This is a genomic window from Halomonas sp. S3-1-1, assembly GCF_023757625.1.
Lineage (GTDB): Bacteria > Pseudomonadota > Gammaproteobacteria > Pseudomonadales > Halomonadaceae > Vreelandella.
In genome coordinates this window covers 813,580-833,848 of sequence record NZ_JALGBZ010000001.1, presented here as the reverse complement: position 1 = coordinate 833,848, position 20,269 = coordinate 813,580, and the positions used below count along the sequence as shown (strand labels likewise).

The following is a 20,269-nucleotide window of genomic DNA, read 5'->3' as shown; positions in this document are numbered from 1 at the left end:
TTGAGGTAGACTGCTCTATTCGCCTGCTAACGAAAAGCCCGCCATGCCCACCCTCGACACCACTGCCCTGCCCCTTCACCGCCAGCCTGGTTTTCTGAGCTTTCTGCTGTCGCGGCTGGCGGCGGTGTTCGCCATGCAGATCCAGGCGGTAGTGGTGGCCTGGCAGGTGTACGACATCACCCGCGATGCCATGTCGCTGGCCTACGTCGGGCTTGCCCAGTTCATTCCCATGGTGCTTCTGCTGCTGCCCGCCGGCGACGTGGTGGACCGCTTTGCGCGCAAGCGCATTCTGCAGCTTAGCTGGGCGGTGCAGGGGTTTTGTAGCGCGCTGCTTCTGCTCATCGCGCAGACCGACCCGCAGAACGTGGTGCCGATCTATCTGGTGCTGGCGCTGTTTGGCTGCGGGCGGGCGTTCACCGGCCCGACGCTTCAGAGCATGCTACCCAACCTGGTACCGCGCGCGCAGCTGCCCCAGGCCATTGCGCTGAACAGCTCGATCATGAAAATTGCCGTGATCACCGGGCCGCTGCTCGGCGGGGTGCTCTACGCGCTCGGCGGCGGGCGGCTGGCCTACGCGGTGTGTCTGGGCTGCTTCATCGCCGCGCTCGTCTTTTTGCTGTGGGTGCCGGTGCGTTTTGTTGAGAAAGCGAAGGCGCTCGAAAGCACCGCTTGGGAGCGCTTCTCGGCGGGCATCGCCTACATTCGCCATCAACCGGTCATACTCGGGGCGATCTCGCTGGACCTGTTCGCGGTGCTGCTCGGCGGCGTGGTGGCGCTTTTGCCCATCTATGCCCAGGAAGTGCTGCAGGTTGGCGCCCAGGGGCTTGGCGCGCTTAGAAGTGCCATCGCCGTCGGGGCGCTGCTGATGGGGCTCTATCTCGGCGTGAAGGGGATCACCCGCCGGGCGGGGCACGTGATGTTCGCCGCCGTGGCCGTGTTTGGCTTGGCGAACCTGGTGTTCGCGCTGTCGCATCTGTTTTGGGTCTCGATGTTCGCCATGCTGGTCGCCGGGGCGGCGGACATGGTCAGCGTCTACGTGCGCACCACGCTGATTCAACTGGCAACGCCGGACGCCATGCGCGGGCGGGTGAACGCGGTGAACATGCTGTTCATCGGCTCGAGCAACGAGCTTGGGGAGTTTCGCGCGGGCAGCATGGCGGCGGCGATAGGCGCTATACCCGCCGCGCTGATTGGCGGGGTGGGCACGCTCGCTGTGGTGGGCACCTGGATGAAGCTCTTCCCGACGCTACGACGGGTCGATCGTTTCGACGATGCCCGCTGAGTGCGCCGCGGGGCTTTGCTCCACCATGCGCACCACGCTTCCCACCACGATCAAACACGGCGACGGCAGCGGGTTTGCGGCGAGTTTTGCGGGCATGCTCTCGAGCGTTCCGAGAAGCGAGCGCTGCTCGGGCTGGCTGGCGTTGGCCACCAGCATGACCGGCCAGTCGTCCGGCAAGCCCGCTTGGCGCAGGCTTTGGCAGATCGCCTCGACTTTCGAAAGCCCCATGTAGAACACCAGGGTTTCGTCCTTGCGCGCAAGGGCGGCCCAATCCGGCGCGCCGCCTTCACGGCAGAGCTGGGCGGTGACGAAGCGAAGCTGCTGGGCGTGACCGCGGTCGGTCAGCGGAATGCCCATACTGGCCGCCGCCGCCGAGGCCGCGGTAATACCCGGCACGATGCGCGCCCTGATGTTCGCTTGGGCCAAGCTCGCAAGCTCTTCACCCATACGTCCGAACACGCCCGGGTCACCACCTTTCAAACGCACCACCGATTTCCCTGCCTGGGCAAGCGCGACCAGCCGCGCGCCGATCTCGGCCTGGGGCACGCTGTGGTGGCCGCGGCTCTTGCCCACGTAGTAGCGCTCGGCGCCGGGATTGATCAGCGCGAGCACGTCGTCCTCGACCAGCCGGTCATAGACCACCGCGTCGGCCTGCATTAAAAGTCGCGCGGCCTTGAGCGTAAGAAGCTCCACGTCGCCGCTGCCGGCGCCAACCAGATACACCGTACCCTTCTCGCACTCGCCACGCATCGGCAGGCACCGCCGCTCCTTCGCGGGCGTAACCGAGGACCATACGTGCTTGCCCACGCGCGCGAGCGCTTCAGGCCATTTGTGTCGCAGGTGCTTGTTCAAAACGCGCACGGCCCCGCTCCTCTTCCAGTAGTGATTTGAGTTCCGGCAGGCAGCTTCCGCACTGCGTACCGCAGGCAAGCCGCGCGCCCAGCGCCTCGACGCTGTCGTCGCCCTGGCGTATCGCTTTTTTGATGACGCGCTCGCCCACCTGGTGGCAGCTACACACGATGGGGCCGGTGTCCTGGGCGCCGCTGTCGCAGCCGGCCAGCACGCGCCGGCGATATTCAGGGGCCAGCGCGTTTTCGTTGAACCGCGCCGACAGCCACTCGGTGCCGGGAAGCTCTTTAGGCGGGCCCACCATGAGCCACCAGACCAAACGGCCATTATACACACCCGCGCCACGAAACCTGTTCGCCGCCGCGTCTTCGCTGAAAAGCGTGGCGGGCGCGCCCAGCCACGCCTCTACCTGGGCAGGCCAGTCGCGCACATCAATGGCGCTCGCCAGTTGAAAGCGCACGCAGCCGGCCATTGGGATACGCGCCCAGTACACGAGGCCTTGCCAGGGCATCTCTTGCGGCAGAGCACCCTCGCGCAGGATCAGCGTGGCTTCCCACGCAGGCGCGAGCGCCTTAATGCCGACCGCGCCGTGCTTGGTTTCCGGCTGGCCGGAGACCGGGTCGGTGCGCCCGACAAGCAGCGCCCCGCTGCGCCCGGCGCCGGTGAACTGATCGCTCCAGTGCATGGGCACGAACACCTCGCCCGGCCGCTGGGCGCTTGAAATACGCACGCGCCCGCGGTACTCACCATCTTTAGAGCCAAGGGTCGCCAGCGCCTGATCACCAAGCCCTGCTCGCTCGGCATCCGCCGGGTGCAGCTCGATGAACGGCTCGCCGCGATGGTTCATCAGCCGAGGCGCACGGGCGGTGCGGGTCATGGTGTGCCACTGATCGCGAATGCGCCCGGTATTGAGGCGCAGCGGATAGCGCGCGCAAAGCGCCTGCTGCGGCGGCGCCGGCGTAATGGGAACGAGTCTGGCGCGCCCGTTTGGCGTGGCGAAAACGCCCTGCTCGAATAGCCGCGCCGTGCCGCGGGGGGCGCTTTTCGTAACCGGCCACTGAATCGGCGACAGCGCATCATAAGCGGCCCGGTCGCGCCCGGCCAGCGCCGAGATATCGAACAGCCGCCAGGTGGCGCCTTGGTTTTCAAAGCCGGAGAGCCTTGCGTGCTCGTCGAAGATCTCCCAAGGGTGGGCGTAGGAAAACGCCTCGCCAAAGCCGAGGCGACCAGCCACGTCGCATAGAATCTGCCAGTCGTGGCGCGCCTGGCCTGGTGGCGGGAGCAGGCCACGCTGGCGCGAAATGCGCCGTTCGGAGTTGGTCACGGTGCCGTCCTTTTCCGACCAGCCGCTCGCCGGCAGCACGATGTCCGCATACGCCAGCATGTCGGTGTTCGCCACGCAGTCGGAGACGATCACCAGCGGGCATTTTTCGAGCGCCCGGCGCACCCGCGCAGCGTCCGGCAGGCTCACCGCCGGGTTAGTCGCCATCACCCACAGCACGGTGATCTCGCCGCGCTCGATCGCCTCGAAAAGCTCGATGGCTTTATAACCGGGTGCGGCGGGAAGCCGTGGCGTGAGCGACTCGGTCGCCCAAAACCGGGTCACGCAGCCGCGCGCGCCCGGGGTGTGGTAATCCATGTGGGCGGCGAGCTGATTGGCCAGCCCGCCCACCTCGCGCCCGCCCATGGCGTTGGGTTGGCCGGTGATCGAAAAAGGCCCGGCGCCGGGCAGGCCGAGCTTACCGCCGGCCAGGTGGACGTTGATGATCGCGTTGCACTTGTCGGTGCCGCTGGTGGACTGATTTACCCCTTGGGAGTAGAGCGTGACCACGTGCAGGTGCCGGGCGAACCAGTAGTAAAATGTCTCGAGGCGCTCGGCATCGATATCGCAGGCCGCCGCGACGTCCGCCACGTTTGGGGCGCTCTTTTGCGCCGCTTCGAGCGCCTGATCGAAGTCGTCAGTATGGCGCTCGAGATAGATACGATCGACGTGGCCGCGCTCGGCCATGAAGGCGAGCAGGCCGTTGAACAGCGTGGCGTCGCTGCCGGGTTTGAGCCCGAGGTAGAGATCGGCGATATCGCAGGTATCGGTCACCCGCGGGTCGATCACCACCACGCGCATCAGTGGGTTGCGCTCCTTGGCGAGCTTCACCCGCTGATAGAGCACCGGGTGGTTCCAAGCCAGATTCGAGCCGACCAGCACCAGAAGCTCCGCCTCTTCCAGATCCTCGTAGCTGCACGGCACCGCGTCGGCACCGAAGGCGCGCTTATAGCCCGCCACCGCCGAGGCCATGCAGAGCCGCGAGTTGGTATCCAGGTGCGGCGTGCCGAGAAAGCCCTTGAAGAGCTTATTGGCAAGATAATAATCCTCGGTCAAAAGCTGCCCGGAGAGATACGCCGCCACGGTATTACGCCCGTGGGCCAACTGCAGCGCGGTGAGCCTTTCGACCAGCGCCGAAAGCGCCTGATCCCAGCTGACGGGGGCGCCGTCGAGGCGCGGCTGCAACAGCCGCCCCTGCTCGCCCAGTGTTTCACCCAGGGCGCTGCCCTTGACGCAGAGCCGCCCGTAGTTGGCCGGGTGCGCGGCGTCTCCTTCGATAGAGCAGACGCGCCCGCCTTCAACGGTCGCGCTGACGCCACACCCGACGCCGCAATAAGGGCAGGTGGTGGATACGGTATGCGTACTCTCTGGCGCTTTGTGCATCGAATCTCCCGCGTTTTTGGTCCAAACGCAAAAAGCGCCCAGGAAGCCTCTTTAGAAGCTTGCCTGGACGCCGTTGTCTCAGGGACACCGAGCAGGTGCCGTATTCATCGATTTGTGGGCGCTTGAACTTATTGGTCGCCGCTCTTTTTTGTTATCGGGCTGCGCTTATTATTGGAGTGCGCAAAACCGCTCATAACGCTTTGTATGTTTGTTACTTCACCTTCACTGCAAACGCCGGGCCCAATCTCTAATAAATCAAAATAACCTTTTTAAAACAGTCACATTAAAAATCGGTGAAAAAGGAATTTTAAGCGTCAGGCTCATTCAGTTGATAGGCCAAGAGCCATTGGCGTGCAGCGTAAACGCCCTGCGCACCACAAGAGCGCAACTGACATTGAGCGATTAACGGTAGCGGCTATTCAAAAAATACTCAAGCCACTGAAAAACGGCTTTAAAACAGCTGCGGTAGCGCGCCTGGCGAGTTTTTTGCCTTGAGTAATAGAGCGCGCCGCCAACGAAGGCATTTCGCGCCTGATTCGATATTTGGGCAACGACGCCCCTAATCCCGCTTTCACCGGCGGCGTTAGGGGCGTTTTTCGTTTTGGTGCCCGTACCGGCGTCGCCCCGAACAAGGAGGACCCATGCGCTCTTCTACATATTCAAACGCTTGCCGTGACGACGAGCGTCTCGACCGCGAACCGCGTCATTTGGTTATCGTGGGTAACGGCATGGCCTGTCACCGCCTGCTCGAAACGCTGGTCAAAGCGCCCGGCCGGCCGGCAAACATCACCGTCATCGGTGAAGAGCCGGTGCCCGCTTATAACCGTATTCTGCTGTCGCCGCTTTTGAGCGGTGAAACGAGCCGCGACGCGCTCACCCTGCGCGAGGCGCGCTGGTACGCCGATAACGCCATTACGCTTCGCCTGAACGAGCGGGTGCTGGCCATCGATACCGCTGGCCGTTACGTCGATACCGTCCATGGCCGGATCGCCTTCGACGAGCTGGTGCTCGCCACCGGCTCACTGCCGGCGCTGCCCGAGATTCCCGGCATCGAGCTCGACGGAGTTCACGCCTTTCGCAACGTGAGTGATGCCGGCGCGCTCGATACCATAGCCGGGCTCGGCGGTAAAAGCGTCGTTGTCGGCGGGGGCCTGTTGGGGCTCGAGGCCGCGGAAGGGTTGCGCAAACGCGGCGGCGATGCGCTCGAGGTCAGCGTGCTGCACCGCAGCGCCTGGCTGATGAACCGCCAGTTGGACACCTACGCCGGCGGGCTTTTAAAAACCACGCTGGAGCGCCGCGGGCTTGCCATTCACACCAACGCCTCGATCGTCGCGATCGAAAGCGACGCCCAAGGGCGCGTTGCCGGGGTAACGCTAGAAGATGGCCGCACCCTCGAGGCCGCAAGCGTCATCATCGCCGCCGGCGTAACGCCCAACATGTCGCTTGGCCAGCGCGCCGGGCTCGACTGCGAGCGCGCGATTTTGGTGGATCACCACCTTCGCACCTCGCACCCGTCGATTTTTGCTATCGGCGAGTGCTGCCAGTTCCAGTCGCACACCTTTGGCCTGGTCGAGCCGATCTGGCGCCAGGTGGATACGCTCGCCCAGGTGCTCAGCGGCGCCCCCATCACGCCCTACGTCGAGGCTCCCACCGCTACCCGGCTCAAGATTAGCGGCATCGACCTTTACGCCTTCGGCCCCGTAGAGCAAAGCGACGCGCACGACACGCTTTACTACTGCGACCCCGAAGCCAAAGAGTACCGCCGCCTGCTGCTCAAAAACGGGCGAATCGAAGGCGCGGTGCTGTTTGGCGATACCGCTCAGGGCCCGTGGTATTTCCACCAGGCGCTGGAAGCGGCGGATTTGAGCTCGGCCCGCCCGGCGCTGGTGTTCGGCCAGGCAGACGTAGAAACGCTGTTGGCGGCGGACACCGCCCAGCCCTCCCCCACCCAAGAGGCGGCTTAACCATGACAACCAAACAGAACCTGCTGATCATCGGTAACGGCATGGTCGGCCACCACCTGGTCGAACGGCTCGTCGAGGCCGGCGCCTGCGAGCGCTTTGCTATCACCGTGTTTGGCGAGGAGCGCCACCGCGCCTACGACCGCGTGCATCTCTCCGAGTACTTCACCGGCCGCGACGCCGAGTCGCTGGCGCTGTGTGACGCCGACTATTACGACGTTCAGGGCGTCACGCTCAAATCCGGCGAAAAGGTGTTCGAAATCGACCGCGAGGCGAAGCACGTGATCACCGGTCAGGGGCGCTACGCCTATGATCACCTGGTGCTCGCCACCGGTTCCTACCCGTTCGTACCGCCCATCGAAGGGCGCGACCAGCAGGGGTGCCTGGTCTACCGCACGCTGGAGGATCTCGACGCCATTCGCGACGCCGCCGAGCATGCCACCAACGGCGTGGTGGTCGGCGGCGGGCTTTTGGGCCTCGAGGCTGCCAATGCGCTGCGCGGCTTGAACCTCGACACCGCCGTGGTGGAATTCGCCCCGCGCCTGATGCCGATGCAGGTGGACACCGATGGCGGCGCGCTGTTGAAGGAAAAGATCGAGTCGCTGGGCGTACAGGTGCTGACCGAGCGCGCTACCCAGCGCATCGAAAAAGGCGAGCAGAGCCGCCTGCGCATGGTGTTTCAGGATGACAAGATACTCGAAACCGACCTGATCGTATTCTCCGCCGGGATCCGCCCCCAGGACGACCTGGCCCGCGCCTGCGGGCTTACGCTTGGCGAGCGCGGCGGCGTGATGATCGACGATCACTGCCGCACCAGTGATCCGGCTATTTTCGCCGTCGGCGAAGTGGCGCTTTGGAATCAGAGCATCTTTGGCCTCGTGGCGCCGGGCTATCAAATGGCCAAGGTAGCCGCCGCTAATCTGACCGGGGGCGAGGCCCGCTTTGGCGGCGCCGACATGAGCACCAAACTGAAACTTTTGGGTGTGGATGTCGGCGCCATTGGCGACGCCCACGGCGACCGCACCCCCGGCGCGCGCATGTTTCGCTACCTTGACCCGCTCACCCAGGTGTATCGCAAGCTGGTGGTGTCGAGTGACGGCAAAAAGCTCCTCGGCGCGATGCTGGTCGGCGATAACGCCGCCTACGACACGCTGCTCCAGTACTACGCCAACGCCCTGGAGCTCCCCAAGGAGCCCGCCTCGCTGATTCTGCCGCAAAGCGGCGCGGCGCCGGCGCTTGGGGCGGACGCGCTGCCTGACACCGCCATGATCTGCTCGTGTCACAACGTGACCAAGGGCGGCATTCGCGAGGCGATCAACGAAGGCGCGCTGGACCTGGGCGGCGTCAAAGGCGCCACCAAAGCGAGTACCGGCTGCGGCGGCTGCGCCACGCTATTAAAGTCGGTCGTGGATCACGAGCTTGCCGCCCAGGGTGTCGAGGTGGATCACTCGCTGTGCGAGCACTTCGCCTACACCCGCCAAGCGCTTTTCGACATCGTGCGCGTGGAGGGCATCAAGACCTTTAGCGAGCTGATGGAGAAGCACGGAAGCGCAGGCCGCGGTCATGGCCTTGGCTGCGATATCTGCAAGCCCACCGTCTCGTCGATTCTTGCCTCCTGCTTCAACGAGCCGATCATGGACGCCGCCCACGTGCCGCTGCAGGACACCAACGACACCTTCATGGCCAACATGCAGAAAAACGGCACCTACTCGGTGGTGCCGCGCATCGCCGGCGGCGAGATTACCCCGGACAAACTGGTGGTGCTGGGCCAGGTGGCGCAGAAGTTCGATCTCTACACCAAGATCACCGGCGGCCAGCGCATCGACCTGTTCGGCGCACGCCTGGACGACCTGCCGGCGATTTGGGGCGAGCTGATCGAAGCAGGGTTCGAAACCGGCCACGCCTACGGCAAGTCCGTGCGCACGGTGAAGTCCTGTGTGGGTAGCACCTGGTGTCGCTACGGTGTACAGGACAGCGTCGGCATGGCGATCAAGCTCGAGCATCGCTACAAGGGCCTGCGCGCCCCGCACAAGATCAAGTTCGGCGTCTCCGGCTGCACCCGCGAGTGCGCCGAGGCGCAGAGCAAGGACATCGGCGTCATCGCTACAGAGAACGGCTGGAATTTGTACGTCTGTGGCAACGGCGGTATGCGCCCGCGCCATGCCGAGCTCTTCGCCACCGACCTCGACGACGAGGCCCTCTACCGCACCATCGACCGCTTTTTGATGCTTTACGTGCGCACCGCCGACCGGCTGCAGCGTACCTCGGTGTGGCGCGAGAACCTCGAAGGCGGGCTCGATTACCTCAAGGAAGTAATTCTGGAAGATAGTTTAAGCATTGGTGACGAGCTCGAGCGCCAAATGCAGACCCTGATCGAGCGCTACGAGTGCGAGTGGGCCAACGCCCTGAGCGACCCGGAAAAGCTCAAGCGCTTTAGAAGCTTCGTCAACGACGAACGCCCCGACCCGTCCATCATCATGACCTCCGAGCGCGGCCAGCTGCGCCCGGCGTGATCATCGACCGATTGCCTTTCATGGAGACCGTTATGACCTCAGCCGCTCTCGCGCTCAAGGGTGTATCAGCGCCCGCCTGGCAGCCCCTTTGCCACCGATCGGACCTGGTAGCGTTTTCCGGCGTGGTGGCCTGGCGCGAAACGCCCCAAAGCAAGCCCTGCCAAATCGCGCTTTTCTACCTGCCGAGCCACACGCCGGAACTCTACGCGCTGGATCACTTCGATCCGTTCTCCAACGCCTTCGTGATCGGCCGGGGGATCGTCGGCGACCTCGACGGCGAGCCGGTGATCGCCTCGCCGATTTACAAGCAGCACTTTCGCCTGAGCAACGGCCAGTGCCTGGAAGACGAGAGCGTGGCGCTTCGCACCTGGCCGGTGCGTTTCGACGGCGACCGGGTATTGATCGAGGCGTGAGAACGAGGCAGGTCGAATCACTATTCTGCTGGCCGCCCTAGCGTCCCACGGCGTAGCCCTGCATGTGGCGCGCCGAGGCGGCGCCATGCACCATGTCATCGTCTCGGGCGACCGCACAGACCCGCCCCAGGGCCCAGTCGTCCATCACGGCCACATCGTGGCCTTTCGCCCGCAGCGCCTCGAGCGTTTGCTCGCTGAAACGTCCCTCGATCATCAATCTCCCCACGGCACTTTCACGGGGATGAAAAGAGGCGGGGAAGTGGCGAATCTGGAACTGCGGCGCGTCGATGGCGCGCTGTAGATCGAAGCCGTAGTGGACGATGCGCAAGAAGGTGGTGAGGCTCCACTGATCCTGCTGATCCCCGCCCGGAGACCCCAGTGCGAGATAGGGTTTGCCGTTGCGGGTCACCAGGGTCGGTGTCAGCGTAGTACGCGGGCGTCGGCCGGGCATCAGCGTACTGGCAAGCCCCGGCGTGAGCCATGTCATCTGGGCGCGGGTGGAGATCGAGAAGCCGAGTTCCGGTACGCTGGGAGAGCTTTGCAGCCAGCCGCCGCTCGGTGTTGCCGAGACCATGTTGCCGAAACGGTCGACGATATCCAGGTGGACCGTATCTCCCTCGACGCCTGGCAACGGCGCAAAAGTGGGCTCTCCCCCGCCCGGGCCGATGGTCGGCTCGCTGCCGGCGAGCGCCAGGATGGCGGCGATGCGCGCCTCCCCCTCGAGGCCCGGGCGAATCTCACTGGAGGCCTGCTCGCCGATCAGCTGGCGCCGCGCCCGGTTGTACTCGTCGCTCAACAGCGTCTCGATCGAGGCGCCCCCTTCTCCATCACCATACCAAGCCTCGCGGTCGGCGAAGGCGAGCTTGGCCGCCTCGGCGACGCGATGCACGAACTCGGGGCTTTCTGGATCGATGGCTTGGAAGTCGGTTCCCTTCAAGAGCGCCAGCTGCTGCAGAAAGACCGGCCCTTGGGTCCAGGGACCGGCCTTGTGCACTTGCGTGCCATGATAACGATAGCTAACCGTCAGCTCGAAGGTGGCCGACCAGCGCGCCATGTCGTCGCCGGTCAGAAGCCCTGCGTTCCGCTTGCCGGTGCTGTCCATCAACGGCTCGCGATAGAAGCGGTCAATGGCGTCCGCCACAAACCCCTTGTAGAACACCTCCCGCGCGCGCTCGATCTGCGCCTCACGGTCGCTCCCCGCCATCTGCGCCTCGCCAAGAATGCGCCGGTAGGTGGCTGCGATCCGCGGTGAGCGAAAGAGCTTGTCCGCCTTGGGCGCCTGGCCATCGACCAGCCACTGCTCGGCGGAACTGGGCCAGTGCTGCTTGAAGAAGTCGATCACCGGCACGATCGAGGACACCGCGCGCGACAGCAGCGGAAACCCCTGCTCGGCGTAGCCGATGGCGGGCGCGAGCACCTCTTCGAGACTCAAGGTGCCGTAATCGCGCAGCAGCAGCATCCAAGCATCGAAGGCACCGGGAACCACGGCAGGAAGAAGCCCGGTGCCCGGCACCATCTTCAGCCCGAGCGCGGCGAACGCTTCTGGCGTAGCCGCCCGAGGCGTCACGCCCTGCCCACAGATCACCCGTGGAGCATTATCGTCATGACGCATGGCGATGATGGGCACCTCGCCACCAGGGCCGTTCAGATGCGGCTCGACGATCTGCAGCACGAAGCCGGCAGCGACTGCCGCATCGAACGCATTCCCGCCTTTTTCCAATATTGCCATGCCCACACTCGAGGCCAGCCAGTGAGTAGAGGTAACGGCACCGAACGTCCCCTTGATTTCGGGACGAGTCGTGAAGGGCGGCATAAAGAGATCCTTGAATCAAAAATTGAAAGGTTCAGCCCTTGAAACTATCACGTTTTGCAGGCAGGATCATCAAAGCTATATAGCTATTTATAACATGACTATTTACAACCATGTCGGCTTGAGTATCGCTCATGACCTTAGAAAAGATCGTTCAGGTTTCGCTGCCTCATTTCAGCGACACCCTCCACAGGGGCGTCCCCAAGTACGCACGCTTCTACAACGCGATAAAAGACGCTGTGCATGCAGGCGTCTTGATTCCCGGGGACAAGCTGCCTTCAGAGCAGGCGCTCTCCTCGCGCCTTCCCGCAAGCCTTGGCACCCTGCAGAAAGCCCTGAAGGCGCTCTCCGATGACGGCATCGTGGTGCGTGAACATGGACGCGGGACCTTCATTCGAGATCCTGAGGTGAAGTTCGAGGATATTCGCGTCTTTCGCTTTATGGACCAGGGCCGCCCCCTGGATTTGACCCTGCAAGGCTTGGGCATCTTCGAGGTCACGCCCGCCCCCTCCATTGCACGGTTTCTGGGTAACGCCACACACTGCGCCTTGATCAAGCGCCGTCTTCAGGTAGAGGGAGAGCCCTGGACCTACAACGAGCTTTTCATGCCGCTGGCCTATGCGGATGCGCTGATGAACAAGCCTCCCGGCGAATTCGATGGGCTATCGCTCCACGAGTACCTTTTTCAGCAAAAGCGCATTCTGACCTCCCGCTTCGAGCATCAGATGGGGGTACACGATTTTTCCCGCGATGCCCGCGCGGCCCTCGAACTCGACGACAAGGTGCACCAGGGCATGCTCTGGCGAGTGCGGGGCTATACCCAAAAGGGCCAGCCCACCACCTACCAGCGCTTCGAGATCCAACCCGATCACCGAGACATCGAACTCAGCAGTCACGCAGTACAAGATCACCGTATTTGAACGGCTACACCGTCCCGAGACCTCTTTAAAGAGGCGCCCTCCCATCAAGAACAAAGGTGATGACATGACAGAGAAACAACTTCCCTCACTGGTCGACCTTCGCCGCCGCCAGTTGCTCAAGGCAGGAGCACTGGGTGTCGGTATCGCTCTTTTCCCGGGTATTCTGCAAGCTGCTCCCACCCGCGAGCTTCGCTGGGGCTCGGCGAGTCTGGGCTCCACGGGCTATATCATCATTGAGGCGCTGGCCCAGACGGTACAGCGCAATAGCGATTTGCGCTCGACCACCCTTGCCACTTCGGGAGGTGCCGAAAACCTGGTGATGGCCAGCCGTCAGGAGATCGACTTCGGCCAGACCACCTCTACCGACTGGCCGCCGGCCACCAAGGGTGAGCGCCCCTTCCGCGCACCGATCGACGCGCGTCAGGTATTTGCCTATACCGTTTGGAACATTCCACTGATCGTACGCGCGGACTCCAATATCCACTCGCTGGCCGACCTGGCAGGCAAGCGAGTCATGCCTTCGACCGCAGGCGGGGCGACCGCCATCATGCATCAGACGATCCTGGAGGCCGCCGGCGTCGCCGATGAGGTGGACTGGACCTACGGCTCATGGAACGACACCTTTAGTGCTTTCCAGTCTGGAGCGGTGGACGCCATCCCTTCTACCCTCACCAACGGCCGCCCCTCGCCGGCACTGGCCGAGATCGACAGCACCGTCGAGTTTCGCGTACTGCCGATCGAGCCCGAGGTTCTGGAGCGTGCCCAGCAGATCAACACCGGCCTGCTGGCCACGATCGTCTCCAGCGAGCAGTGGAACAAGGTCGAAGGGGAGATGCTAATGCCCGCTATTTCGGGCTTGCTGGCGACTCACGCTGGCGTCTCTGACGATGACGTTTACGCCGTCTGCAAGGCCGTCTTCGACAACGCCGAGCAGGTGCGTCGAATCGGCTCGCAGCTGCAGGACGTTAGCGTTGATTTCGCCGTCGAGTACCTGCTCGCCGAGTACCCGGTCAATGCAGGCGCTGCGCGCTACTTTCAGGAACAGGGCGTATGGCGCGACGAGTTGATCGTCGCTGAGCCTGTCTCCGCCTAACGCTGCCTGCTTACGTGTCGTCGCGCACGGCGACACGTATTTCGCGAATCCATCTTGTGATCCTCATCACCATGACTCCTAAGCTACTCAGTGAAAAGCGCGGGTATCTCAACACCGCCAACCTGGTGCTTGTGCTCACCCTGGTAATGGTTGCCACGCACTTGTTTCAGGTTTTCGATTACTACCTGCCATCGGGCCAGTTCAAGGCGCTCCACCTTGGGCTTGCACTGCTGATCATTTTCGCCACGGCACTGGGCGATACGACACGCCGTTGGATGCGCCTGGTCTACGCTGCGGGTTTCGCGGTGGCCGGGTATACGATGGGCTATGTCCTGATTGAGTACCAGGGACTCATCACCGATCGCGTTTTCGGGCCAGAGCCCGCCGACGTGGTGGTCGGCTGCCTGTTGATCGGGGTATGTCTCGTCGCCGCTTGGCAGCAGTGGGGGGCGACAATTCCGGTGATCGGCATCATCGGTTTGTTATACGGCTACTTTGGCAATCGAATCCCGGTCGAGCTGCTCTATCACGGCGGCATGGGATTCGAGCGGCTGGTTTCCTACGCCTCGATTCCCAACTTCCAAGGCGTACTCGGCTCGCTCACTGAGCTTTCTGCCGGCACCATCTTCATCTTCATGGTGTTCGCCGGGCTGTTGAAATCCACCGGTGGAATCGATTTCATCATGGGGTTCGCTACTAAACTAGCGGGTAACTCCAAGGGCGGCCAAGCCAAGATCGCCGTGCTGGCCAGCGCTTTCATGGGGATGATATCAGGCAGTACCGTGGCGAACATCGCCAGCACCGGGACCATGACCATTCCCACCATGAAGCGGACTGGTTTCAAAGGCTCGTTCGCCGGCGCGGTGGAGGCCGTGGCGTCTACCGGGGGGCAAATGACACCACCTGTCATGGGGCTGACCGCCTTTTTGATGGTAGGGGTGACCGGGCTTGCCTATGACCAGGTGATACTCGCCGCGGCCATCCCGGCCGGGCTCTACTACTTCTATCTGCTGCTGGCGGTACACCTTCAAGCAGCAAGGGACGGTCTTCTGCCAACCCGCCACGATAACGAGGGTACTCCCTCTCTGCCAGCCAAGGTGTTGCTGGCGCGCTACGGGCACCTGCTCGTCGCCATCGCGATTCTGGTCTATCTACTGATCAGCCGCATGCCCCCTTCCTATGCGGCGGCCTATGGCTGCCTGGCCATCGTGGTGCTGGAAATCATCAGCAGCGCAGTGCGTCACTACCAGAACCCGTTAGCAGGTGTCGGCAGTGCGGCGGCACGCATCGTGGATGGGTTACGCGATGGTGGCTTCAGCGGTGCGACCATCGCGGTCATCGTGGCGGTCATCGGTATCTTCGTCGAGGTGCTCACCGCAACCGGTTTCGCCCAGAAACTTTCGTACCTGATGCTCGGCTTGGCCGATGGCAACCTGGGTATTCTGTTGCTGATCGCAGCAGTGGCTTGCTTGATCTTCGGGCTGGGCCTGCCTACCTCGGCCGCCTACATCCTGGTTGCCCTGCTCACCGCACCGGCGCTGATCGACATGGGCCTGAGCATGATGGCGGCCCACATGTTCGTGCTCTATTTCGCGGTGTTCTCGGCACTGACGCCTCCCGTGGCCGTAGCGTCGCTGATCGCCGCACGCATCGCCGAGGCCTCCTACTTCGCTACCGCCATACAGGCCGTCAAGATCGGATTGCCGGGATTTTTCCTGCCGTTTTTGTTCGTTGCAAGACCGGAGCTATTGATGCTTGAAGGCGCCTGGTACGACCAGCTGCTCGTCACCTTGATCAGCTTGTTGGCATTGGCCGCCCTCAACGTAGCCATGGTGGGCCACGGTTTCGTGCACACCCCTTGGATCGTACGGCTGCTGCTGCTAGTGGCCGCGACGCTAACGCTGGTGCCCGGTGCTTATGGCACCATGATCGGTTGCGGGATCATCGTCGCCGTTCTAGTGCTGCAGCGTAGCGCTCAGTCAAGGCAGACACTCGCATAAGGGAGTCATGAATAAAAGACGCCGCCCCTTATCCGGGCGGCGTTTTCATGTGAGCAAATGTAGCGACTTCTTCATTCGCTATCGAGAAACGCGATCAGCGCCTCGTTGAACGCTTTCGCGTGGGTGACGTTCAGCCCGTGGGGCCCACCTTCGATCACTTCGAGTTTTGAGTTCGGCAACACTTCGCTGGCACGCTTGCCGCTGACCTCGAGCGGCACGATGCCGTCGGCGTCGCCGTGAAGCACCAGGGTCGGCAGCTTCATCTTTGGCAAATCGTCGCGGAAATCGGTATAGCTGAACGCCTTGACGCAATCATACGTCGCTTTTGGCGAGGCGAACGCCGCGATGTCGCGGTGGTAGCGGCGATTGGGTTCGCTGATCAGGTCGCTCTTGTCGCCGGCGGTGAAGAAGTTTTTGGTGAAGTCTTCCAAAAACGCTAAGCGGTCGCCACGCACGCCGTCGAGAAACTCGTTGATGGTCGCATCGTCGAGGCCACCTTCCGGGTTGTCGTCGGACTTGTACAAGTATGGCGGCACGGCGGCGGCCAGCACCGCCTTGCTGACGCGCTCGGTGCCGTAGTGAGCGATGTAGCGCGCCACTTCGCCGCCGCCCATGGAGAAGCCGACCAACGTGGCGTCGTGAACGTCGAGCGCATCAAGAAGCTTCTTGAGATCCGCCGCCAAGGTGTCGTAGTCGTAGCCGCCGTCGGCCTGGGTCGACTTGCCGAAACCTCGGCGATCATAGCTGATCACCTTGTAGCCCGCCTCGACCAGCGCCGGCACTTGCGGCTCCCAGGAGCGGGAGCTGAGCGGCCAGCCGTGAATCAGAACGACGGGCTTGCCCGCTCCGTGAACCTCGTAATAAATCTCGACCGGCGTTCCCTGTTCGGTTCCAGCGTTCAAAAGCGGCATTGAGTCACCCTCCAGATTGGTTGAGCAGTCGTGTGAACACGTGGTTGAACGTGCTAACGGCTTGTCTTTAAAGGCTAGTACAACTCCCAAAAGCTTTCCAAAACGTCGCCGGGCGGGAAAATTGCTATGCTGAGGCGGTGTCAAATTAACGCCAACCTTGCTACAGGAGAGCCAGCATCGGTGAAGACAGAAGCGAGTACTCTGGGATTTTCCGCCTTGATGGCGCTGTTGATCGGCGTGGTCGGCATCGCTGCAACGCTTGCGACCAACTCCCAGGCCATCCTGCTGGACGGGCTTTTCAACCTGATCTACTTCGTGGTGGCGCTGGTCACCATCAAGGTAAGCCGGCTGGCGAGTCAGCCGGACAGCGATGCCTACCCGTTCGGCTACAGCTATTTCGAGTCGCTGGTCAATTTGTGCAAGGGGCTTTTGATTTTTGGGGTTTCGATCTTCGCGCTGGTGGACGCCATAGCGGCACTGTTGACCGGCGGGCGGGAGATCGCGGCGGGCATCGCCGTGCTCTACGCCATCTTTGCCACGCTCGTCTGCTCGCTGACCGCTTGGGTAATGCATAAAAGCGAGCGCCATGTCGCAAGCCCGCTGGTCGCCGCGGACAAGCTCAACTGGGTGGTGAACAGTATCATCTCCGCAGCGGTGCTCTCGGCCTTCTGTCTGGTGGTGCTGTTTCAGTACCTGGAGTTCGAGCGCGTTCTGCCCTACATCGACTCGATTCTGGTCATCGCCGTGGTACTGCTTTGCCTGGGCGTGCCGGTTCGCATGGCGGGCCAAGCGCTCGGTGAGCTGGTCAACAAGGCGCCCACGGAGGATATAGCGGCGCCGGTTCGCGCAGCCGTGGCTCAGGGGCTCGAAGGCGTCGAGGCGCTGGAGGTACGCGTGCGTATCGTGCGTCCGGGGCGGCTTTTATACGTGATGGTGCACGTAGTGCTGCCCAAGCAAGACGATTCGATGTCGCTCACCACACAGGATGAGCTTCGCGACCGGGTCGACGAGCAGGTGCGCCGCCACTATTCACCCTCGGTGTGCGACGTCGTCTTTACCGTCGATACCCGCTGGGCCGCGCCCACCAGCGGGCTGCTGGTTCGCCAAATTCATTGACCGGACTCGATACAGGCACTAATGCAGCCGGCGCTTGAGCGTATCGGACGGGCGCTCGTTGAAGAGGCTTTTATAGTCGGTGGCGAACTGGCTAAAGTGGGAAAAGCCGTGGTTGGCAGCGACATCCGAGATGGTGACGCCGCTTTGAGACAAAAGCTCGCGACGCACGTCGTTAAGGCGCGTGGCGCGTAGAAACTGAACCGGGCTGATCCCCAAAATGCTCTCGAAGCTGTACTGCAGCGTGCGCCGGCTCACACAGGCGACGCTGCAAAGCGTGGCGATATTCACCGGCGCCTGCTCGACGCTTTTAAGGTAGGCCTGAACGCGGTCGACCACCGCGCGCCGCCGGGCGTAGCTGGGCGCGGCGCGGGTATCCAGCCGCGCGTGCCCGAGCAGGGCGAGCACGCCGTGAAGCAGCGCTTCTTTCTCCGGCAGGCCGTCAGAGGCCGCGCCGCTGCCACCCAAAATGCGCGTGACCTGCTCGGTGAACCAGCGGATACGACGATCATCGATGGCAAGGCGCGGCGTCGAGGCCAAGCTCAAGTGCGCCATATTCACGCCTTCACGCTCGGCGAGCTCGAAGAGTTCCTCAAGCGGCACCAGCATGTTCATGAGATGGCAATCGTCCGGCGTCATCAGTTCGAACGCACGGCTGCCCATGCGCCACAACACTTCGTTGCGTTCGACGCACTGTCCATCGATGCGCACGCCTTCATGACGAACTGGTAGCCCGATCCAAAGCGAGTCCTGCCAGGGCGCACAGTGCTGGTGAAGCGCTAGGCGGGTATATTCATTGATGACCTGCACGCCGTCGAAGCAGCACTCGTCCACCCGCCCGGTAAAGTGACCGGCGCTGCACTGGTTGTACTCCTGCTCCCAGCGCGTCAGGTTGAGCGCCTGCTCGTTGACTTCGCGGCTGACGATGCTGCGCCGCTTGGGTGCAGGCGCAGGGCCCGCTGGGCCATTATGGGGCAACGGGGCGAAGCCGGTTGGTTTGCTCCCAAACGCCAGCGGCGCCAGGGTACTCGCCTCACAGCGCTTGGCGGGATTGCGCGCCGCGGCGCTATTGGTTGCTGCACTGGTTATCATCACGCTGCCCGGGCCACTTTTGCCAAATTTCGATACCGCTCTCGGATGAGGCTCTCTACTCTCAAATAACAAGCAATATTCATTCCTTTTACATCATGTTTGCGCGAAACGATGTAAAAGGCGCAGAAAAAGAGCAACGGCGCGGCCTTCCGCGTCATCTAATAACGGAGAGAATACCCATGGGGAACGCAGTCGATCAGGAGTACCTGGCCAAGCGCCAGCTCAAAAAAGGCACCGCCGGCTGGCTATTGCTGGCCGGGCTCGGGGTGTCCTACGTCATTTCCGGCAACTTCGCCGGGTGGAACTTTGGCCTGGCCGAGGCCGGCTGGGGCGGCTTTTTGATCGCCGCCGTGCTGATGGCGATCATGTATTTCACGCTGGTGCTTTCGCTCGCTGAAATGTCGGCGGCGATTCCCGCCGCCGGCGGCGGCTACAGCTTCGCCCGCCAGATCATGGGCCCGGCCGGCGGGTATCTCACGGGGCTGGCCGTATTGATCGAGTACGCTCTGGCGCCAGCGGCCATCGTGATCTTCATTGGTTCCGCCGTCGAGGAGCTCGTGGGCCTCAACGGGCCTTTCGTCTACGCGCTCTTTTACGCTGTGTTCATCGGGGTCCACCTGGCCGGCGTCGGCGAGGCGCTGAAGGTCATGGTGGCCATCAGCGCGCTGGCGGTCATCGCGATTCTCGCCACCGCCGTGGCATTAGTGGGCGATTTCGATAGCGCCAACCTGTTTTTGATCACCGCCACCGACGGCGAAGGCGGCTGGCTGCCCTTTGGCTGGTACGGTGTGTGGGCGGCGCTGCCGTTCGCCATGTGGCTCTTTTTGGCGGTCGAAGGCGTGCCGCTGGCCGCCGAAGAGGCGCGCGAGCCCGCGCGCGACATGCCGCGCGGCATCATCGCCGCCATGGCGTTTCTACTCTTCACCGCCGCTCTGGTCACCTTCCTGCTCGCCGGTGCGGCGGGCGCCGACGTCATTGCCGACAGCGCCGTACCGCTGGTCGATGCGCTGAACGTGACCGGGCGCCCCGGGCTTGCCACCGCGATCAACGTGCTGGGCCTTGCCGGCTTGATCGCCTCGTTCTTCTCGATCATCTACGGCTACAGCCGCTTGGTGTTCGCACTCTCACGGGCCGGCTACCTGCCCAAGGCACTGTCACTGACCAGCAAGCGCAAGGCGCCGGTGTGGGCGCTAGTGGTGCCCGGCGCGCTCGGGTTTCTGGTTTCGCTGACCGGTGAAGGCGATCTCATTCTGGCCATGGCGGTGGTCGGCGCAACCCTCTCCTACGCGCTCATGGCGCTGAGCCATATCCTTTTGCGCCTGCGCCGCCCGGAGCTTGCTCGCCCCTACAAAACGCCCGGCGGCGTGGTGACCTCCGGTATCGCGCTAACTCTCTCGCTCGTTGCGCTGACCGGGGTGTACGCGTTCGACCCGCGCGCATTCAACTACACCATCGTGCTGTTCCTGTTGGGCGCAGCCTACTACTTCGCCTACGCCAGGCACCACTTGGTGGCGAAAACCGCCGACGAGGAGCTGGCGCTGATTCTCGACGCCGAGCAGGCCGCCGAGAAGCTTGACCACACCACCGCCGCCTCGCGCACCTGAGTTA

15 protein-coding genes are annotated in these 20,269 nt (G+C 63.1%); 10 read left to right on the top strand and 5 right to left on the bottom strand.

The window, feature by feature from the left end; translation table 11 throughout:
• Window positions 1-43 precede the first annotated feature (43 nt).
• Window positions 44-1,282 (top strand): MFS transporter, encoded by a 1,239-nt coding sequence (locus MQW23_RS03940; protein WP_252106511.1) that lies wholly within the window; start codon window positions 44-46, stop codon window positions 1,280-1,282.
• Here MQW23_RS03940 and cobA read toward each other — a convergent pair.
• Both cobA and MQW23_RS03930 read right to left on the bottom strand, forming a co-directional pair.
• Window positions 1,247-2,143 (bottom strand): uroporphyrinogen-III C-methyltransferase, encoded by an 897-nt coding sequence (gene cobA, locus MQW23_RS03935; RefSeq protein ID WP_442908573.1) that lies wholly within the window; start codon window positions 2,141-2,143, stop codon window positions 1,247-1,249. The two genes, MQW23_RS03940 and cobA, sit on opposite strands and share 36 nt — an antisense overlap.
• Window positions 2,103-4,835, bottom strand: coding sequence for a nitrate reductase (locus tag MQW23_RS03930; RefSeq protein WP_252106510.1), 2,733 nt, complete (start codon window positions 4,833-4,835; stop codon window positions 2,103-2,105). The genes cobA and MQW23_RS03930 overlap by 41 nt, the downstream gene beginning before the upstream one ends.
• Window positions 4,836-5,186: 351 nt before the next feature.
• On the opposite strand from MQW23_RS03930, the gene MQW23_RS03925 reads away from it, so the two are divergent.
• From MQW23_RS03925 to nirD, 4 genes are all read left to right on the top strand, one after another.
• Entirely contained in the window at window positions 5,187-5,330 is a 144-nt protein-coding gene (locus tag MQW23_RS03925) for a hypothetical protein (protein ID WP_252106509.1), read from the top strand.
• Between the two features lie 146 nt (window positions 5,331-5,476).
• The gene (locus MQW23_RS03920; protein WP_264297470.1) at window positions 5,477-6,799 is read left to right on the top strand and encodes an NAD(P)/FAD-dependent oxidoreductase; all 1,323 of its coding nucleotides are present in this window, start codon (window positions 5,477-5,479) and stop codon (window positions 6,797-6,799) included.
• Between the two features lie 2 nt (window positions 6,800-6,801).
• A complete protein-coding gene (nirB, locus tag MQW23_RS03915; RefSeq protein ID WP_252106508.1) occupies window positions 6,802-9,309 on the top strand; it encodes a nitrite reductase large subunit NirB in 2,508 nt (835 codons plus the stop codon).
• 32 nt (window positions 9,310-9,341) lie between these two features.
• Window positions 9,342-9,722 carry a nitrite reductase small subunit NirD gene (gene nirD, locus MQW23_RS03910; protein WP_252106507.1) on the top strand — a complete coding sequence of 127 codons (381 nt, stop codon included), beginning with the start codon at window positions 9,342-9,344 and terminating at the stop codon, window positions 9,720-9,722.
• Window positions 9,723-9,759: 37 nt separating this feature from the next.
• Here nirD and MQW23_RS03905 read toward each other — a convergent pair whose 3' ends face one another.
• Window positions 9,760-11,535, bottom strand: coding sequence for a gamma-glutamyltransferase family protein (locus MQW23_RS03905; protein ID WP_252106506.1), 1,776 nt, complete (start codon window positions 11,533-11,535; stop codon window positions 9,760-9,762).
• 131 nt (window positions 11,536-11,666) lie between these two features.
• Between MQW23_RS03905 and MQW23_RS03900 the strand changes: the two genes are divergently transcribed.
• The 3 genes from MQW23_RS03900 (at window position 11,667) to MQW23_RS03890 (ending at window position 15,545) form a co-directional block, all read left to right on the top strand.
• Window positions 11,667-12,452, top strand: coding sequence for a GntR family transcriptional regulator (locus MQW23_RS03900; RefSeq protein WP_252106505.1), 786 nt, complete (start codon window positions 11,667-11,669; stop codon window positions 12,450-12,452).
• 64 nt (window positions 12,453-12,516) lie between these two features.
• Complete coding sequence (locus MQW23_RS03895) at window positions 12,517-13,545, top strand: TAXI family TRAP transporter solute-binding subunit (RefSeq protein ID WP_252106504.1); 1,029 nt, start codon at window positions 12,517-12,519, stop codon at window positions 13,543-13,545.
• 71 nt (window positions 13,546-13,616) lie between these two features.
• Complete coding sequence (locus MQW23_RS03890) at window positions 13,617-15,545, top strand: TRAP transporter permease (RefSeq protein WP_252106503.1); 1,929 nt, start codon at window positions 13,617-13,619, stop codon at window positions 15,543-15,545.
• A 71-nt stretch (window positions 15,546-15,616) separates the two neighbouring features.
• Here the strand turns inward: MQW23_RS03890 and MQW23_RS03885 are convergent, their stop codons facing one another.
• Window positions 15,617-16,456 carry an alpha/beta fold hydrolase gene (locus tag MQW23_RS03885; protein ID WP_252106502.1) on the bottom strand — a complete coding sequence of 280 codons (840 nt, stop codon included), beginning with the start codon at window positions 16,454-16,456 and terminating at the stop codon, window positions 15,617-15,619.
• 180 nt (window positions 16,457-16,636) lie between these two features.
• On the opposite strand from MQW23_RS03885, the gene MQW23_RS03880 reads away from it, so the two are divergent.
• Complete coding sequence (locus MQW23_RS03880) at window positions 16,637-17,572, top strand: cation diffusion facilitator family transporter (RefSeq protein WP_252106501.1); 936 nt, start codon at window positions 16,637-16,639, stop codon at window positions 17,570-17,572.
• An 18-nt stretch (window positions 17,573-17,590) separates the two neighbouring features.
• Here MQW23_RS03880 and MQW23_RS03875 read toward each other — a convergent pair whose 3' ends face one another.
• Window positions 17,591-18,661, bottom strand: a complete 1,071-nt coding sequence (locus MQW23_RS03875) for a helix-turn-helix domain-containing protein (RefSeq protein WP_252106500.1) — start codon at window positions 18,659-18,661, stop codon at window positions 17,591-17,593.
• 179 nt (window positions 18,662-18,840) lie between these two features.
• On the opposite strand from MQW23_RS03875, the gene eat reads away from it, so the two are divergent.
• On the top strand, window positions 18,841-20,265 hold the full coding sequence (eat, locus tag MQW23_RS03870; protein WP_252106499.1) for an ethanolamine permease: 1,425 nt from the start codon (window positions 18,841-18,843) through the stop codon (window positions 20,263-20,265).
• The last annotated feature ends 4 nt before the right edge of the window (window positions 20,266-20,269 follow it).

What these genes read in the sequence shown, in the direction of transcription:
- MQW23_RS03900 (WP_252106505.1), top strand. Translation starts at nt 11,667, where the DNA reads ATGACCTTAGAAAAGATCGTTCAGGTTTCGCTGCCTCATTTCAGCGAC.
- MQW23_RS03885 (WP_252106502.1), bottom strand. Translation starts at nt 16,456, where the DNA reads ATGCCGCTTTTGAACGCTGGAACCGAACAGGGAACGCCGGTCGAGATT.
- MQW23_RS03905 (WP_252106506.1), bottom strand. Translation starts at nt 11,535, where the DNA reads ATGCCGCCCTTCACGACTCGTCCCGAAATCAAGGGGACGTTCGGTGCC.
- MQW23_RS03890 (WP_252106503.1), top strand. Translation starts at nt 13,617, where the DNA reads ATGACTCCTAAGCTACTCAGTGAAAAGCGCGGGTATCTCAACACCGCC.
- MQW23_RS03940 (WP_252106511.1), top strand. Translation starts at nt 44, where the DNA reads ATGCCCACCCTCGACACCACTGCCCTGCCCCTTCACCGCCAGCCTGGT.
- nirB (WP_252106508.1), top strand. Translation starts at nt 6,802, where the DNA reads ATGACAACCAAACAGAACCTGCTGATCATCGGTAACGGCATGGTCGGC.
- nirD (WP_252106507.1), top strand. Translation starts at nt 9,342, where the DNA reads ATGACCTCAGCCGCTCTCGCGCTCAAGGGTGTATCAGCGCCCGCCTGG.
- MQW23_RS03895 (WP_252106504.1), top strand. Translation starts at nt 12,517, where the DNA reads ATGACAGAGAAACAACTTCCCTCACTGGTCGACCTTCGCCGCCGCCAG.
- MQW23_RS03875 (WP_252106500.1), bottom strand. Translation starts at nt 18,661, where the DNA reads ATGATAACCAGTGCAGCAACCAATAGCGCCGCGGCGCGCAATCCCGCC.
- MQW23_RS03920 (WP_264297470.1), top strand. Translation starts at nt 5,477, where the DNA reads ATGCGCTCTTCTACATATTCAAACGCTTGCCGTGACGACGAGCGTCTC.
- eat (WP_252106499.1), top strand. Translation starts at nt 18,841, where the DNA reads ATGGGGAACGCAGTCGATCAGGAGTACCTGGCCAAGCGCCAGCTCAAA.
- MQW23_RS03930 (WP_252106510.1), bottom strand. Translation starts at nt 4,835, where the DNA reads ATGCACAAAGCGCCAGAGAGTACGCATACCGTATCCACCACCTGCCCT.